The 15,594-nt window shown below is 61.7% G+C and carries 17 protein-coding genes; 5 read left to right on the top strand and 12 right to left on the bottom strand.

Going from position 1 to position 15,594, the window contains the following annotated elements:
• Positions 1-126 precede the first annotated feature (126 nt).
• Positions 127-873 carry an aspartate/glutamate racemase family protein gene (locus ACTIE1_RS00115; protein ID WP_439560401.1) on the top strand — a complete coding sequence of 249 codons (747 nt, stop codon included), beginning with the start codon at positions 127-129 and terminating at the stop codon, positions 871-873.
• A gap of 23 nt (positions 874-896) precedes the next feature.
• Here ACTIE1_RS00115 and ACTIE1_RS00110 read toward each other — a convergent pair whose 3' ends face one another.
• The 5 genes from ACTIE1_RS00110 to ACTIE1_RS00090 form a co-directional block, all read right to left on the bottom strand.
• Positions 897-1,892, bottom strand: a complete 996-nt coding sequence (locus ACTIE1_RS00110) for an ABC transporter ATP-binding protein (RefSeq protein WP_439560402.1) — start codon at positions 1,890-1,892, stop codon at positions 897-899.
• Positions 1,889-2,905: an ABC transporter ATP-binding protein gene (locus ACTIE1_RS00105; RefSeq protein WP_439560403.1), complete on the bottom strand. Its 1,017-nt coding sequence runs from the start codon at positions 2,903-2,905 to the stop codon at positions 1,889-1,891. The genes ACTIE1_RS00110 and ACTIE1_RS00105 overlap by 4 nt, the downstream gene beginning before the upstream one ends.
• A complete protein-coding gene (locus ACTIE1_RS00100; protein WP_439560404.1) occupies positions 2,902-3,789 on the bottom strand; it encodes an ABC transporter permease in 888 nt (295 codons plus the stop codon). The genes ACTIE1_RS00105 and ACTIE1_RS00100 overlap by 4 nt, the downstream gene beginning before the upstream one ends.
• 6 nt (positions 3,790-3,795) lie before the next feature.
• Positions 3,796-4,746, bottom strand: coding sequence for an ABC transporter permease (locus ACTIE1_RS00095; protein ID WP_439560405.1), 951 nt, complete (start codon positions 4,744-4,746; stop codon positions 3,796-3,798).
• 68 nt (positions 4,747-4,814) lie between these two features.
• Positions 4,815-6,443 carry an ABC transporter substrate-binding protein gene (locus tag ACTIE1_RS00090; protein WP_439560406.1) on the bottom strand — a complete coding sequence of 543 codons (1,629 nt, stop codon included), beginning with the start codon at positions 6,441-6,443 and terminating at the stop codon, positions 4,815-4,817.
• Positions 6,444-6,770: 327 nt separating this feature from the next.
• Here ACTIE1_RS00090 and ACTIE1_RS00085 point away from each other — a divergent pair, with 327 nt between their 5' ends.
• The 3 genes from ACTIE1_RS00085 to ACTIE1_RS00075 all read left to right on the top strand — a co-directional run bounded on the left by ACTIE1_RS00085 (position 6,771) and on the right by ACTIE1_RS00075 (position 7,894).
• Positions 6,771-6,968: a CsbD family protein gene (locus ACTIE1_RS00085; protein ID WP_277806719.1), complete on the top strand. Its 198-nt coding sequence runs from the start codon at positions 6,771-6,773 to the stop codon at positions 6,966-6,968.
• A gap of 129 nt (positions 6,969-7,097) precedes the next feature.
• A complete protein-coding gene (locus ACTIE1_RS00080) occupies positions 7,098-7,499 on the top strand; it encodes a DUF883 family protein (protein ID WP_439560407.1) in 402 nt (133 codons plus the stop codon).
• Between the two features lie 20 nt (positions 7,500-7,519).
• Entirely contained in the window at positions 7,520-7,894 is a 375-nt protein-coding gene (locus ACTIE1_RS00075; protein ID WP_439560408.1) for a hypothetical protein, read from the top strand.
• A gap of 126 nt (positions 7,895-8,020) precedes the next feature.
• Here ACTIE1_RS00075 and ACTIE1_RS00070 read toward each other — a convergent pair whose 3' ends face one another.
• Positions 8,021-9,196 (bottom strand): AI-2E family transporter, encoded by a 1,176-nt coding sequence (locus tag ACTIE1_RS00070; RefSeq protein ID WP_439560409.1) that lies wholly within the window; start codon positions 9,194-9,196, stop codon positions 8,021-8,023.
• Between the two features lie 270 nt (positions 9,197-9,466).
• On the opposite strand from ACTIE1_RS00070, the gene ACTIE1_RS00065 reads away from it, so the two are divergent.
• A complete protein-coding gene (locus ACTIE1_RS00065) occupies positions 9,467-9,739 on the top strand; it encodes a hypothetical protein (RefSeq protein WP_439560410.1) in 273 nt (90 codons plus the stop codon).
• 65 nt (positions 9,740-9,804) lie between these two features.
• Here the strand turns inward: ACTIE1_RS00065 and ACTIE1_RS00060 are convergent, their stop codons facing one another.
• From ACTIE1_RS00060 to ACTIE1_RS00035, 6 genes are all read right to left on the bottom strand, one after another.
• Entirely contained in the window at positions 9,805-10,902 is a 1,098-nt protein-coding gene (locus ACTIE1_RS00060; protein ID WP_439560411.1) for an AI-2E family transporter, read from the bottom strand.
• Between the two features lie 228 nt (positions 10,903-11,130).
• Positions 11,131-11,433, bottom strand: coding sequence for a hypothetical protein (locus ACTIE1_RS00055; protein WP_439560412.1), 303 nt, complete (start codon positions 11,431-11,433; stop codon positions 11,131-11,133).
• Entirely contained in the window at positions 11,430-13,976 is a 2,547-nt protein-coding gene (ctaD, locus tag ACTIE1_RS00050; RefSeq protein ID WP_439560569.1) for a cytochrome c oxidase subunit I, read from the bottom strand. The genes ACTIE1_RS00055 and ctaD overlap by 4 nt, the downstream gene beginning before the upstream one ends.
• 23 nt (positions 13,977-13,999) lie before the next feature.
• Entirely contained in the window at positions 14,000-14,665 is a 666-nt protein-coding gene (locus ACTIE1_RS00045) for a cytochrome c oxidase subunit II (protein WP_439560413.1), read from the bottom strand.
• The gene (locus ACTIE1_RS00040; RefSeq protein WP_439560414.1) at positions 14,662-15,168 is read right to left on the bottom strand and encodes a CopD family protein; all 507 of its coding nucleotides are present in this window, start codon (positions 15,166-15,168) and stop codon (positions 14,662-14,664) included. Before ACTIE1_RS00040 ends, ACTIE1_RS00045 begins: the two co-directional genes overlap by 4 nt.
• On the bottom strand, positions 15,165-15,594 hold a 430-nt coding region (locus tag ACTIE1_RS00035), incomplete at its 5' end, for a cytochrome c oxidase assembly protein (protein ID WP_439563207.1). The genes ACTIE1_RS00035 and ACTIE1_RS00040, both read right to left, overlap by 4 nt.

Raw genomic sequence — 15,594 nt, 5'->3', positions numbered from 1 at the left:
AATGCAAAGCCGGATCGAAAACCGGCCATGAAACACGCCAAATTGTCTACAATAAAATTGACAATCATGCCGCAAACCAACACAGTTTCCCTGTAACGGCTGCTCACCAGACCAGAAAGACGCAACTTGCAGATATTCGTTTATAACCCCAATTCCAGCGCCCCGATGACCGACCTTATCGCGCGCTCGGCGCGCGCTGCTGCGGGTGGCAATGCAACCATCATGGCGGGCGGCGCATTCGCGCCGGTCCCCCCCAGTATCGAGGGGCACCATGACGCGGCCATGGCCATCCCCGCCATGCTGGACGCGCTGCGCCGCGCCGAAGCCGCCGGCGCGCAAGCGCATGTGATCGCGTGCTTTGACGATCCGGGGCTTGCTGCGGCACGCGAGGTCGTTGCCGGTCCGGTCATCGGGATTGCACAGGCCGCGATGCAGGTTGCCACAATGCTGGCCAGCCGCTTCAGCATCGTCACCACATTGCCCCGTTCGGTTCCCATAATCGAGGATCTTGCGCTGCATTATGGCATGTCCCATGCGTTGCAGAATGTGCGCGCCGTGGATCTGCCGGTTCTGGCGCTGGATGCGGACCCGGATCATGCACATGCCCTGCTGCGCCGCGAAATTCTTGCCGCGCGCAACCAAGACGCGGCCGAGGCCGTTATACTGGGCTGTGCGGGCATGTCCGATATGTGCAAGACCCTGAGTGCGGAAACCGGCATTGCCGTGATTGACGGGGTGCATGCGGGGGTGCGTCTTGCCGTGGCCCTTGCCGGTGGCGGATACCAGACCGCGAAAACCGGGGCCTATGGCTGGCCGCGCGACAAATCGCAGGATCAGCATTCGGCCAGCCCCCTGCGCGAAGTGGCACAGTAGTCGCGCCCCGCGCCTGCGTGTTGTCACAACGCAGGCTGCGCGTGGTCGGTTTGCGCCAGTCTGCGGCAGCGGGCCTGATGTGATGGTCCCAGTTCCTGCATTTCGACCGTCCCTGTGGTGCAGGACGCATCCGCCAGAAAACAGCGCGGCGCAAACGGGCACCCGTCGGGCAGGTTCGCCAGATCGGGCGGCGCGCCGGGAATGGCCTCCAGCCGCGCGCCCTTGACCATTGCCCCGTCTGCACGGCTTTTCAGCAGGCCCAGCGTATAGGGGTGGCGAGGGTTGCGGATCAAGTCGCGCGCACTTGCCTGTTCAACGATCTGGCCTGCATACATCACGGCAATCCGGTCGGCCACTTCCACCGCCGCACCAATGTCATGGGTCACGAAAATAATCGACAGGCCCAGATCGCGCTGCAATTCGCGCAGCAGCAGCAACACCTGTATTTGCACTGTCGCGTCCAGTGCCGTGGTGGGTTCATCGGCCAGCAGCAGTTTGGGCCTGCACGACAGCGCCAGCGCAATCATGGCCCGCTGACGCATGCCGCCCGACATTTCATGCGGGTAATTGTCCAGCCGCGATTTGGCCGAAGGAATGCGCACCCGTTCAAACAACTCCAGCGCACGGGCGCGGGCGGCTTCGCGGCTTACGGGTTCATGGCGGCGTATGGTTTCGACAATCTGGTCGCCCAGCGAATAGACAGGGTCCAGCGCCAGCAGCGGTTCCTGAAAGATCATTGCCGCCTGCGCCCCGCGCAGCGCCGACATTTCGCGCGGCGTCATTTTCAGAATATCGCGCCCGCCCAACTCGATACTGCCTTGCAGTTTCGTGCGCTTTTCGGGGTTCAGCCGCATGATCGCGCGCATGGTCACCGATTTGCCCGAACCGGATTCCCCGATCAATGCAACCGCTTCGCCCTGCCCCACATCCAGTGACACATCATTGACCGCCCGCACAGGCCGCGTGCCGCCGGTGAACGCCACACCAAGGTTGCGGATCGAAAGGAACGGGGCATTCATTCGGCGGCCTCCTGCGGGGTTGGGGCGACATAGCCCGATGCGGGGTCATGGGCATGGCACGCGACAAGGTGCTGCGCGGCGCGCTGGGTCAGCGCGGGAACCTTGCGCGCGCAGACATCGGCGACCACAGGGCAGCGCGTGTGGAAACGGCAACCGGATGGCGGGTCGATCGGGTTGGGCGGATCCCCCGTCAACGCGGGTTCCTGCGTGCGGTTGTCGGGGTCCATCGACGGCATGGACGACAACAACGCGCGTGAATACGGGTGCAGCGGCGCTTCATAGAGCGAGTCTGCCGTGCCGATTTCTGCGACCTGCCCCAGATACATGACCATCACGCGGTCAGACACAAACCGCACCACATTCAGATCATGGCTGATGAACACATAGGTCAGGCCGAATTCGGCCTTCAGGTCCGCAAGCAGGTTCAGCACCTGCGCCTCCACGGATTTGTCCAGCGCCGACACCGCTTCGTCCAGAATAATGACCTTCGGGCGCAAGGCCAGTGCGCGCGCGATATTGACGCGCTGGCGCTGGCCGCCGGACAATTCATGCGGATAGCGCCCCGCAAACCGCGCAGGCGCAAGCCCCACGCGCGCCAGCAGGTCATGCGTGCGCGCCAGTGCCTCCTTGGCAGAGGTGCCATGAACACGCGCGCCAAAGGCGATGTTGTCCTCGATCGTCAGGCGCGGGTTCAGCGACGAATAGCTGTCCTGAAACACCATCTGCACCTGACGGCGGTATTCTTTCAGCGGCAGTTCGGGGCTGCCCACCAGCTTGCCCTCAAAATACAGCGCGCCCTGATCGGGGGCAATCAGCTGCATCAGCAACCGCGCGGTGGTGGATTTTCCGCAACCGGATTCGCCCACCACGCCCAGCGTCTCACCGGCGAACACCTCCAGATCGACACCGTCAACGGCATGGACATTCTTGACTGTCCGGCCAAGGATACCGCCCTTGATGGGAAAGTATTTGCGCAACCCGCGCACGGTCAGAATGGCGCCTTGGGTGGTCATTGGCGCACCTCCATCGCGGAGCGTAGCCCGTCAGACAACATGTTGAACGAAATCGACACCATGAAGATCATCGCGCCCGGCAGTGCCGCAACCCATGGCTGCACATAGATGGCCGTGCGCAAGGTATTCAGCATCAGCCCCCATTCTGGGTTGGGCGGACGGACCCCAAGCCCAAGGAAGGACAACCCCGAGGCCAGGATCATGCTGACCGCAATCAGCGAGGTCGCATAGACAAAAATCGGCCCCAGCACATTGCCCAACACATGCACGCGCACAATCGTCAGCGCGCCCGCGCCCGATGCGCGCGCAGCTTCAATGAAATCCGAACTGCGCAGCCGCGTGGTGACCGATTCCGCGACCCGCGCAATGGGCGGGATGAACACCACAGTCAGCGACAACAGCGCATTGCCCAACCCCGCGCCCAGCGCCCCCGACAGCGCAACCGCCAGCAGCACGGACGGAAATGCATAGAACACATCAACCGTGCGCATGATGATCGTGTTGGTCCAGCCGCCTGCATAGCCTGCAACAATCCCCACCGCCGACCCGATGATGAAGGCCAGCACGACAGGCGTCACCCCCATCAGCAGTGACAAGCGCCCGCCCCAGATCAGGCGCGACAGCATATCGCGGCCCAACTCGTCCGTGCCCAGCCAGTGCCCTTCGGTGCCGATGGGTTTCAGCCGGTTGCTCAACCGCCCGTCCAGCGGGTCCAGCGGCGCGACAACGGGCGCAAAGATCGCGGCCAGCAACAAGATCAGCAGCACTGCCGCCGCCGCCATGGCGGTCTTGTCGCGCACCAGACGGGCGCCAACATTCTGCCAGTAGCCTGCACTGCGCACGGCATCCGGCGGCGGGGCTTGGGTCAGGGAAATATCAGCCATGTCACGTTACCTTTTGATACGGGGGTCAAGCGCGCTTTGCAGCACGTCCACGGCCAGATTCAGCACCACGAAAAACAGCGCCAGAACCAGAATGGTGCCCTGCAACAGCGGCAGATCGCGCTGGAAAATGGCCGAATTCAGCAACATGCCCGTGCCGGGCCAGCTGAACACCGTTTCAATCAGGATGGACCCGCCCAGCAAATAGCCCAGTTGCACCCCCATAACGGCCAGCGCCGTGGGGGCCGCATTCTTGACCACATGCAGGAAAACACCCAGTTCCGACAGCCCGCGCGCACGCAGCCCGATGACAAATTCCTGCGCCAGAATTTCCGCTACCAGCGCGCGCACCGTGCGTGCGATAATGCCCATGGGAATGACGCTCATGGTCAGGGCGGGCAGCACCATGTAGCTTAGATGCTCCATGTCGAATTTCCAGCCGCTGGACCCGCCCGGCCCCGCGCCCGCTGCCGGCAACCACCCCAGCTGCGCCGAGAAAATGATGACCAGCACCATGCCCAGCCAGTAATGCGGCACCGAAACCCCGAACACCGCCGCCGCAGACGCGGCCTTGTCCAAAGGCGAATTGCTGAAATAGCCTGCGACAAAACCGAACAGGCACCCCAGCACGAAGCCGATGACAGTGGCGACAGAGGCCAGCATCAGCGTATTGGCAACCGCGCGCATGACTTCGGTGGTGACAGGGCGTCCGGTGGCGATGGACGTGCCAAGATCGCCTTGCAACGCACGCCCCAGCCATAAAATGAACTGTTCGGGATAGCTGCGGTCAAAGCCATAAAGCACGCGAAGCCGGTCTTGCAACTCGACCGAGGCATCAGCGGGCAGGATCGAGATCAGCGGATCACCGGGCGAAATATGGACCAGCGCAAAGCACACGACCGCAACCCCGAACAAGACGGGCGCGGTGTAGATGATGCGTCGCAGGGTATAGCCGAACATGGGCTGTCCTTTCGGATGGCAGGCAGGGCCAAGGCCCCGGCGCGCAGGTCCGGGGCCTCGGGAAGGGCTTATTCGATATCCATCGGTGCAATATCGATGAACCAGCTTCTGGGCTGGACCACGCCTGTCACGCGCGACGACATGGCCCGCGGGCCTGCGTCATGGGCCACCCAGACAAATGGCGCTTCTTCCACCAGCCGTTTGTGCAACCGCCCCAACGCCTCGTCACGGGCGTCATCTTCGAATGTGGTGCGCGCATCGGCGATCAGCGCATCGAATTCGTCATTGCCGAAATAGCCCCAGTTGTTGGAAACGGGCGGGAATGTGCCCGTTGAACTGAAGCGCACCATGGCAAAGAACGGGTCCATCGTTGCATAGGTCACGTTGATGGCATGCGCGCCATTCGCGCTTTCATCCGTTGCCCCGCGCCGCCAGTTGGTGAACAGCGTGTTCCATTCGATGACATCCAGTTCCACATCGAAATAGCAATCCCGCAGCGCCTGTTGCAGGTATTCGTTCATCGGGATGGGCTGCATCTGCCCCGACCCTGATGCAGATGTCTGCACTTTCACTGTCAGCGGGTTTTCTGCCGAAAAACCGGCCTCGGTCATCAGGCGCTGCGCTTCGTCCAGGTCATAGCGGATGTCGAATTCAGGATTGCCCCACCACGGATGTGTCGGGTCAACCGTGCCCTTGGGAATACCCATATACCCGCCCAGCAGGATTTGCAGGTCTTCGCGGTCAAAGCACAGGTTGGCCGCATGACGCACGCGAATGTCCAGCCACGGGCTGCCTTCTGCGAAGGACAATTGCCACGGCCACACATGCGGTTGCGGATTGGCATAGATGGTGAAACCGCGCGATTCAATCTGGGGAATGGCATCGGGCGCGGGCGCTTCGATCCAGTCCACCTGCCCTGACAACAACGCGGCTGTGCGCGCATTCGCTTCGGGCAGCGGGACCAGAACCACACCGTCCAGTTTCGGCGTGCGGTCGGGGTTCCAGTAGTCGGCATTGCCCGCCAGTTCCAGCCGTTCGCGCGGCACAAAGCCGGTCACACGGAACGGGCCGGACCCCGACGGATCAGCGGCAAAAGCGGCCCAAGCGGCTTCCGCATCGCCGGTTTCGTCAAATTTCGCCTGCCAATGGCTGGGGGATGCCATGAACAGGTTGGTCAGGTTGATGGGCAGAAAGCTGTCGGGTTCAGATGTGGTCAGTTCCACGGTGAATTCGTCAATCACCCGCGCAGACCGCAATGTGGGCATGCGCGATGCGGTCACGCCCACCTGACTTGCGTCAAAATGGGGGGCATCTTCGTCCAGAACCTTCTGGACATTCCAGACCACCGCTTCGGCATTGAAGGGGCTGCCATCATGGAAGGTCACATCGTCGCGCAGAACGAAAGTCCATTTGGTGGTGTCGTCAGGGTCAACCGACCAGCTGGTGGCCAGCGACGGGATCACAACCGAGGCTTCGTCTTCCTTGCTCAGATCCCATGCCGTCAGGCTGTCATAGATGGTCATTCCGGTGAAGCGGTTCCCTTCAAACCCCTGATCGGGCTGTCCAAGGGTGCGCGGAATATCTGCTGCTGTCATGCCGATGCGCAAAACCTTGTCCTGTGCCTGCGCCGCGACGGGAACAGACAGGACAGTGGTTGCAAGCAAGGCTGCGGTCAGGGTGAATTTGGCATGCGCCATTGTGAAATCTCCTGTTGGGCCGTTTTATAGTCTTGGGTCGCCAATGATCGGGTTGCCTACAAAATTGTCGACAATTTCAAATTTGTGGCCATTCCTCATATTCAGTCAAGTTTTTTTGCGCAGCGGCACCCGTACAGCGTGAAGTCGGGCCACAAGCACAAAATTGAAACAGCCCGTCCCGCCCGCGCCCAGAAATTGTGCAGCGGTGAATCCTGAAACCGCCATGGCGCATGGGATCGCGCACAGACCGCACGACCACAGGGAACCCGATCAGAAGTTTCGCGTTCTATCCCTGTAATCCAAATGCAACATGCACAGGAGTTTGAAATGAACTGGGATATTGTTGAAGGTAAATGGAAACAGTTTACAGGTTCCGCCAAGGAAAACTGGGGCAAGCTGACCGATGACGACCTGAATCAGGCCGCAGGCAAGCGCGACCAGCTTGTTGGCAAAATTCAGGAAAAATACGGCGTCGCCAAGGACGAGGCTGAAAAGCAGGTCGACGCTTGGTCGTCCAAGCTCTGATCGCGAAAGACGCAGGGGCGCTTGTGACACAGCCGTGCCGCAAGCGCCTTGCCAAACAGGTAAAATCACATTTTCCAATGAAATTTAAGCAGGCAAGCATGGGTTACATGCGCCTGCAGGAGGTTTGAAATGTCACGCCAACCCGCTGCAAAAGTAAAACAGGAAAGCAAGGAAACTGCCGCTAGGGTGAAAGATCACGCCGATGCCGCAGCAGATGAAATCTCTGATCTTGCAGATCTGACCTATGAAGAACTGAAAGAACAACTCGCCCTTGTCAAATCGGATCTTGCCGCACTGAGCGAGGCCACGAAGCAGGCCGGTTGGGCCAAGGCGCAACAAGCACGCGCGAAAGCCCGCCACACCGGCAGGCGCGCGGCAAGCATGGCCGAGGATGGCTATGATTATGCCGCCGAGCAACTGGATGAAGCGCTGGAAAGCGCCGAGACATTCACGAAAGAACGTCCTGCACTGGCGATGGGCATCGCCGCAGGTGCGGGCTTCCTGTTGGCGCTGGCCTTGTCGCGCCGCTGATGTTGCAATCCGTTCATCATATGAAACGGCAGGCCCAATGGCATAGCGGCAACATCGCGCTGGCAGTTCTTGCCGGCGCGATGTTGGCTGTTGGTCTGGGGTTCATGGTCGCTGCAAGCTGGATGATGCTGGCGCAACACTTCACGCCACTGGTTGCAACCTATGCAATCGGGCTGGTGTTTTTGGGCCTGTCCGGCATCTTGTTGTTGATCAAACGCCTGCGCCCTGCCCCGCCGATCCCCAGCCTTGACGCCCAGTTACGGGCGAATGCCGCGCAGGGACGGGCTTATCAGCCACGGGGTGAGTTTCCGGCCTTGCTTGAAGCGTTCCTGTTTGGCGTGAACACCTATGTTCAGGTGCGCAACCGCCGCCGCCGCCAAACAGCCGGCCGTTAAACTACCGCTGCCAGCCCCCGCCCCTACAAGCCGCCACATCAATATTGATGCTGGCGGCTTTCCAGTGCCATTGTGCCCACGCAGGTTATTTTGCCCCCTGCCGCCACGACGCGCGCGCGCGCCCCGCTACCCCGACGGCGGGACACGCGGCTGCGTGTCATCTGCCAGCAGGTTCGCAACCCTTGCCGCGCCGGGGAACTGTTCCAGAATGATACGCGCCATCACCAGCAGCGGCACTGCAATCAGCATTCCCATGAACGACCACATCCATGCCCAGAATGCGACCGACAGAAACACAAGCACACGATTCATGCGCAGCCGTCGGGCCAGCAACAGCGGGGTGACCAACTGCCCTTCCAGTGTGGTCAGCAAAAAATAGGCAAATGTCACCAGAACCACGTCTTGCAGGTTGTCGAACCACAGGATTGCAACCATGCTGGTCAATATCACGCCTGTCACAGCCCCAAGATAGGGAATGAAATTCAACGTGAAGGCCAGAACCGCAAACAGCAGCGGCACCGGCATGCCCAGCGCCCACATGGCCAGCCCGATACACAGCCCAAGCCCTGCATTGATGAATGTCACGGTTCCCAGATACCCGCCCAAATCCCGCTCGATCGTATATAGCGTATTGATCGCAATACGCTTTTGCGAAAATGCGTCGAAACTCTGGACGATTTTCAGATAGATCAGTTCACTGGAGGACAGCAGGAAAAACAGCAATATCAGCATGAACACGACCTGCGCCACCTTTGCGGGCGCTTCCGCCAGATAGGTTAATGCCCCGCTTGCCGTTGACATCACGAAATCCGCGCCGCCGCCGTCCTCGTTCTGGGACAAGGCATCATTTGTGGTCTGGCGCAGGTCAGGCACAAAGCCCTGATCGCTTTCGCCCAAGCCATTCAGCAAGGTCAGGACCGCCCCCTGAAGGGACCTTAGCCGCGCGCTGATATCACTGATGATGTCAGGCATGTTATTGGCCAGCTGCATGACAGGTCCACTTAGCAGGACAAAAACTGCGGCAATACCGGCCATCAGCCCCAGAACCAGCCCCGCCGCAACAGGTGTGCCGGGCAGTCCCAGCCCAAGCAGCCTGCGTTGCACGGGCATGAACACGAAAAACAGCAATATCGCAGTGATCACCGGCAACAGGAAATCCCGCGCGTAATGCACGGCCCCCAGCATCAGAATAATGAAAATGCCGGTCACGACGACGGGCGCGCGCGGCGGTCCGGATGCAGCGATTGTCGCGGGCGCATCCGGCGGGGCCTCTGCTGACCGGCGGTGTGACGACAGGGGCATGGTGGTCCTTTCACATATGGAACAGCCGCGCGCAGTGACAGCCAATCGATAAACGCGGCGGGCGGTCTGCGGTTCCCTGGGACGGCACATGCGCATCGGCGCGCAGCGGGCCGGACGGAACCCAAGCCCCCCCCATGCGTTTTATACCCAGATACAAATTCCTGCTGCCCTGCAATTCCTTTGCTGCGGCACAACAGGCCGGATGGCTTCAAGGCGGCAGTTTTGCCCCTTTGGCGTATGCGCACCGGCCGTCAGAAGAAAGGACAAGACATGAGTGCACCTGACACAAATCTGAAAAAGCAGACAAGGCGCCATCGCGGACCCCTTATCGGTATGGCGCTGGCCGTTATTCTTGCCGTCGCGTTTCTGGGCTGGCTGCTGGTCAGGACACTGGTTGTCGAACCCGAACAACCGGCACAGGCCCCAGCCACGCAAACCGAAAGCGACACCGGAATCCCTGCCGAAGGTACTGTCGTCGGTCCCTTGAATGATCCCGATGACGCGCCCCAGATCATTGATGAACCCACCCCGCCCGCCGAATGATCCGGCATTGACGGCGTAACGCAATAAAGGCCCCGGACACTGTCCGGGGCCATTTGCGTTTCTGCCTATGGTGCGCCACCCTGATACAGCGAACTTTGCCTGTATCGCTGCACTGCGAACCTGACGATCACCCCTGTCGCTGCGGCCAATGGCACCGCGATCAATGCGCCAACGAAGCCAAACACCGTGCCAAATGCGATGACCGCGAAAATCAGCCAGACCGGATGCAGATTCACGGCATCCCCGACCAGTCGCGGAACCAGAACCTCGCTTTCGGCAAACAGGCCAAGCCCGTAGATTGCGACAACCGCCATAATCCAGACCGGATCACCCCAGAATTGCCAGATTGCGATCCCGACCCCCAGCGATGTGCCGATAAACATGCCAAGATAGGGGATGAATGACACTGCGCCCGTCACCGCACCAACAGCAATGGCGAAGGGCAACCCCACCAGTGACAATGCCACACTGTAATAGACGATCAGGATCGAACAGACCATGACCTGACCGCGGATGTAGCCTGCCAGCGCCGCATCAATGTCGCGCGCCAGCCCGCGCAATGTGGGCGCCTGCGGGCGCGGCAACAAGCTGTCCACGGATGCAATCAGGCGTGGCCAGTCAATCAACAGATAGACCGTCACAACCGGCATGACGACCCAGAACATCAGAACAGAAACAAGCCCCGAGACACTACCGGCCATTTGCTCGGTGATGTCGGGCAATGTGCCGCGCAGCGTTTCAAGGGCCTGCCCGACCAGATCCCCCACCCCTGCAAACCGGTCCTCGACCGCATCGGGAATGGTGTCTTCCAGCTGTTCCTCGGCCTCGGCCCAGCTATCGGGCAACATGCCCATCAACTCGGCCCCTTGCGCAAAGGCAAGGGGGACCATCCCGCCCACAAGCGTCAGCAATGTCCCGAAGGTCAGTGTTGCGACAATCAAGGCAGCCGCGACGCGCGACAGCCCGCGCCGTGTCATCGCACGCACTGCCGGATCAAGGAAATAGGCCAGTATCAGCGCAATAACAAAAGGCAGCAACATCGATGACAGCAGCCACAACACCCCGCCCGCAACAAGGGCAATCCCCACCCAGGCAAAGAACTTGCGGTAGGGGTGCATCGGGTTTTCGGACGCATCGCCGCGTCTGGGGTCATGTGGTGTCATCACTCATTCCTTCATTGTCGCATTATCAGGGGGCGGCTTGCCTGTTCACGCCTGTGTGTTTTGCGGCGGCATCGGGGAACCAATCACCACAGCATGCGTTTTTATGGTGTCCCTGTTGGGGCATCAGGCTTTTTGTCCTGCCTGATGTCTTCCAGTCCCGACTTGCCCATCTTGCAGCCGGAAGGTTTGCAAGATGGGCCTTTTCTTGTGCGGACCACCGGACGCCCCCTAACAACTGCTCAGCAGCAGGACCGGAAACAGCGTGAATGCCGTTGCGCCCAGTCCGATCCACGCGCCCGCATGCGGCAGGTTTTCCGCAAGCCCGCCTGCACGGCGGGGCAGCGCGCGCAGCAGCGCAATATGCGCCCCCAGACCTGCAATCCACAGGGCAGCCAGACCAAAGCGCGCGCCGCCCCCCATAGTTTCGGGCAGCACGGCCCCCGCACAGGCCACACCATGCAGCGCATAAAGGGCAACAAACATCACCGCCCACAGTGTCGGACCGGCAAGGGACAGGGCAAGCCACCTCATGTGACACCTGCCTGCACCATGAACACCGCCACGGTGATACCCGTTGTCACTGCCGTAAACATTTGCCAGTTGGCCCATGCAGGGATCGCGCCACCGCCTGTCGCAACCGCGATCTCGCCGCGCCGGAACTGGTCGGCGGCGAAGGCCGCCATGGCTGCGGCAACCAGAATATGCAGACCGACATACCCCGCCATGGCCGCGCGCAGCGCGTCGCGGGCATGGATGCGCGGGTCATCCAACTGGAACGCGACCCATGCCAGCAGGACCAGCGCAACAAGGTTGCACACCACCCCTGCCCAAGGCCAAAGCGGCGAAGCTGTCGCCGCCGCCGCCGCCGCGCCCCGCGCCAGCCTTGCACTGGCCGCAGCCAGCGCAAGGGCGCAAACGATGCTGGCAAGCGCCAGCCCAACGCCGCCCCCCCCGGCCAGCGGCGGGGGGGCTGGCGGCCCCTGGGTCACGACCGACAGGAACCCCACCCCGAACAGCAAGGATGCAAACAACGCCCCGTCCGCGACCAACAGGGCCTGAAGGCCCGATTGCGCCAATGTGGGGCTACGCGCATGATGATGCACTGGCAAACGCAATTCCGGCGCAACTGCAACAGGGTGCAAGTCCCCCATAGGGGCCATTCCCCGCACCCAGACCCAGACCAGCACCGCCACCGGCACAAGGGCCAGTGCCGCCAGCACATACAGGCTGCCCAGCATCAGCAGGACAAACACCCCGATACTGGCCGACAGCACCAACGGCAGCGCCGTGTTCCCCGGCAGCAGCGCAACATGGCAGGGTCGCGCATTGGTGACACTGGTGACCAGCACTTCACGCCGTGCGCGCGGCGCGCCCGCAAGCGCGCCCTCCCCGCGCGCAAGGGCCTGAATGGCATCGCGGGCAGGCATGTTCTGATGACGCAGCAAAGGCAGGGCTGCAAAATTGTAGTTGGGCGCTGGCACCAGCATCGCCCAATCCAGCGTCGGCGCCTGCCACGGGTCGCGGCGTGCGCGTTTGCCAAGGCAGGCCTGCAAGATCAGATCCAGCGCGAACATGGCAAACCCGATGGTCAGCACAAAACCGAAGATCGACGATGTCAGGTTCAGCCCCACCCATTCGGGATTGTCGGGATACACATCAATCCGGCGCGGCATCCCCAGCAGCCCCGTCAGGTGCATGATGAAAAACGTGCCATGAAACCCCAGCAGGATGACCCAGAACGCGGCCTCTCCCAACCCGTTGACGCGGGCCTTGCCGGTGATCAGGGGCATCCAGTATGTGGCCGCCGCCATCATGGGAAAGACAAATCCGCCAATCAGCACATAATGCAGATGCGCGGTCACAAAGGCCGTGTCATGGGCCTGCCAGTTGAAGGGCACGATGGCCAGCATCACCCCCGTCAGCCCGCCCATCACGAAGGTCAGGAAGAACCCCAGAATATGCAGCATCGGCAAATGCAGTTCCGGCCGCCCCTTCCACATGGTGCCGATCCACGCAAAGACCTGCACCGCCGTGGGCACCGCCACCAGCACCGATGCGGCCGAAAAGAACGCAAGCGCCATATGCGGAATGCCCACTGTGAACATATGGTGCACCCACAACCCGAAGGACAAAAACACCAGCCCCAGAATGGCCGCCACAATCGCGCCATAGCCCAGAATGGGCGTGCGACACATGACCGGAATGATGGTGGACATGGCCCCCGCCGCGGGCAGGAAGATGATATACACCTCCGGATGGCCGAACAGCCAGAACAGGTGTTGCCACAGCAGCGGGTCGCCCCCGCGCAGCGGGTCGAAGAACGGCCAGTCAAACGCGCGCTCCACCTCCAGCAACACTGAACCCGCAATCAGCGGCGGAAAGCCCACCAGCATCATCACACTGGTGCCCAGCATGTACCACGCAAACAGCGGCATTTCGGTCAGCTTCATGCCCGGCGCGCGCTGGCGCAGGATGGTGACAGTGATCTCCACTGCCGCCGCAATCGCCGAGATTTCCACAAAGGTCACCCCCAGCAGCCACACATCGGCATTGATGCCGGGGCTGTGCGTGGCATCCGACAGCGGCGTATACATGAACCAGCCATCACGCGGGGCCACGCCGAACAAAAGCGCGGTCAGCATGATCAGCCCGCCAAACAGATAGCACCAATAGCCCAGCGCGGTCAGGCGCGGGAATGCCATGTCGCGCGTGCCCAGCAGTTTCGGCAACAGCCAGATGCCCAGCCCTTCCAGCATGGGAATGGCGAACAGGAACATCATGATGCTGCCATGCATGGTGAAAATCTGGTTATACAGTTCCGTGTCCAGAAACGCGCCCTGATGGGTGGCAAGCTGCGCGCGGATCAGCATGGACAGGATGCCGCCAATGGCAAAAAACACAAACGCCGTCGCCATGAAGCGCAGGCCCAGCGTCGTGTGACTGACGGCCGTGATCTGGCCCCAAAACCCGCGATCATTGGCCCAGACGCGCGACAATTCGCGGTGCAGCCGCAAGGCGGGTTGCGGCGGGTTGGGTGCAATGTCTGCGGCAGCCGTATCGTCGGTTGGTGACATGCGATCGTGGTGTGACGCGTCGGTCATGGCCCCTCCGGACTCTCTGGATCAACGGGGGGCCAGGTGTCATGGGCGACCACCTCGAAGCGCATGGCCGCATGGCCCAGCCCGCAAAACTCGGCGCATAGCCCGTCAAAGCGGCCTGCGCTGTCGGCCTGCACACGCAAGCGGTTCTCGCGTCCCGGGATTGCATCCAGCTTGCCACCAAGGCGCGGCACCCAGAAGGAATGGATAACATCCTGCGATGTGATCAGGATATCCACCGGCTGGCCTGCCGGAATATGCAAGATCCCCTCGGACTCGACCGGCTGGCCATCCGCGCCGTCATGGCTGAAGGTCCAGCCCCATTGAAACGCATGCGCCTGCACTGTGACCGCACCGTCATCACGCGGCAGGATGCGTTCGCCCACCCAAAGCCCTGCCGCCAGCACCGCGCCCAGCACGGCCATGGAAAACCACAGCCCCAGCCCGTAGACCCAGCGCCCTTGCGTGGTTGCGCGGGGCCGCCCCATGGCCAGCACCAGCAAAACCAGCACGAACACCGTGATTGCCCCTGCCCCCGCCAGCATACCCCACCATAACAGGGCAATATCGCGCGCGGCATGCCCGACGGGGTCCAGCGTTGACAACGGCCCCGAACACCCCGCCAGCGCCACGGGCGCGGCCGATATCATGCGCAGCGCCTTCATAGGGGGTCCAGCCGCGCGGGAATGGTATGCCCGCGCGGTTCACGCAGCATTTCGGGGAACAGGGCGATCACCTCATCCAGTGCGGGCTTGGCCAGAACCAGCCACAAAACCGCGCCCATCAGGGGCAGCAACACCACCAGCACCAGACCGGCAGGCGGCAAACGATAGGCATCGCGCCGCGCCCCCGCCAGACCGATCACATGACCCAGCCATGCGTGTACCAGCACCATGCCGGTCACCACGACCAGCTTGGCCAGCAACCAGATGTCCAGAACCTCCAACACGAAAATCAACACTGTTCCTGCCGCGACCGCAACAACCGCAGCGGGCGTCACGACCAGCCGGTAGGCATGATGTGTCAGCCAGCGGAATTCTGTAAAGCCCGCCTGATTGCGGGATGCATGGCTGCGGCGGTAGCCGTGAATGACGATTGGCAGCAATATCAACCCCGCACACCAGACCGACAAGGCAGCGATATGCAGCGCCTTCCACAAGGCAATCATGCGCGCGCCCCCCGCCACAGCGCCTGCCAGATCATCAGTGCAGCAAGCGCCGCAACCGGAACCATGCCCGGCACCCACATCACCAGCCCCGCAAGCTGCTGGTCTTGCAACGCATCCAGACCGAAACGTGGCGCATGGGCCAGATGTTCCAGATAGAATGCGCGCGGCGCAAATGTCAGCAACGCCCCCAGAATACCCATTTGACCGACCAGCGAGACCAGCCAGACCACACCCGACACTGTGTCGCGCCCCTGCCCAGTGCCACGCCCCTGCCCCAGAACCGCCGACCAGAACACCCAACCCGGCAGGATCAACGCCATTTGCAGCGCCCAATATACCGCGGCACTGTCCCATGCAGCACTGTAGGCAACCGGAAGGTGCCAGATCCAGATTGCCGCCGACAAACCCAGAAAGGCCACGGCCCCG

The organism is Roseinatronobacter sp. (genome assembly GCF_051859525.1).
GTDB lineage: Bacteria > Pseudomonadota > Alphaproteobacteria > Rhodobacterales > Rhodobacteraceae > Roseinatronobacter.
Note: the sequence above shows the minus strand (reverse complement) of the source record. Positions and strands in the feature narration are given on the sequence as shown.

Bases quoted from the DNA above. Each gene is read 5' to 3' on its own strand.
- ACTIE1_RS00110 (WP_439560402.1), bottom strand. From the start codon at position 1,892: ATGAATGCCCCGTTCCTTTCGATCCGCAACCTTGGTGTGGCGTTCACC.
- ACTIE1_RS00105 (WP_439560403.1), bottom strand. From the start codon at position 2,905: ATGACCACCCAAGGCGCCATTCTGACCGTGCGCGGGTTGCGCAAATAC.
- ACTIE1_RS00100 (WP_439560404.1), bottom strand. From the start codon at position 3,789: ATGGCTGATATTTCCCTGACCCAAGCCCCGCCGCCGGATGCCGTGCGC.
- ACTIE1_RS00095 (WP_439560405.1), bottom strand. From the start codon at position 4,746: ATGTTCGGCTATACCCTGCGACGCATCATCTACACCGCGCCCGTCTTG.
- ACTIE1_RS00090 (WP_439560406.1), bottom strand. From the start codon at position 6,443: ATGGCGCATGCCAAATTCACCCTGACCGCAGCCTTGCTTGCAACCACT.
- ACTIE1_RS00085 (WP_277806719.1), top strand. From the start codon at position 6,771: ATGAACTGGGATATTGTTGAAGGTAAATGGAAACAGTTTACAGGTTCC.
- ACTIE1_RS00080 (WP_439560407.1), top strand. From the start codon at position 7,098: ATGTCACGCCAACCCGCTGCAAAAGTAAAACAGGAAAGCAAGGAAACT.
- ACTIE1_RS00075 (WP_439560408.1), top strand. From the start codon at position 7,520: ATGAAACGGCAGGCCCAATGGCATAGCGGCAACATCGCGCTGGCAGTT.
- ACTIE1_RS00070 (WP_439560409.1), bottom strand. From the start codon at position 9,196: ATGCCCCTGTCGTCACACCGCCGGTCAGCAGAGGCCCCGCCGGATGCG.
- ACTIE1_RS00065 (WP_439560410.1), top strand. From the start codon at position 9,467: ATGAGTGCACCTGACACAAATCTGAAAAAGCAGACAAGGCGCCATCGC.
- ACTIE1_RS00060 (WP_439560411.1), bottom strand. From the start codon at position 10,902: ATGACACCACATGACCCCAGACGCGGCGATGCGTCCGAAAACCCGATG.
- ACTIE1_RS00055 (WP_439560412.1), bottom strand. From the start codon at position 11,433: ATGAGGTGGCTTGCCCTGTCCCTTGCCGGTCCGACACTGTGGGCGGTG.
- ctaD (WP_439560569.1), bottom strand. From the start codon at position 13,976: ATGTCACCAACCGACGATACGGCTGCCGCAGACATTGCACCCAACCCG.
- ACTIE1_RS00045 (WP_439560413.1), bottom strand. From the start codon at position 14,665: ATGAAGGCGCTGCGCATGATATCGGCCGCGCCCGTGGCGCTGGCGGGG.
- ACTIE1_RS00040 (WP_439560414.1), bottom strand. From the start codon at position 15,168: ATGATTGCCTTGTGGAAGGCGCTGCATATCGCTGCCTTGTCGGTCTGG.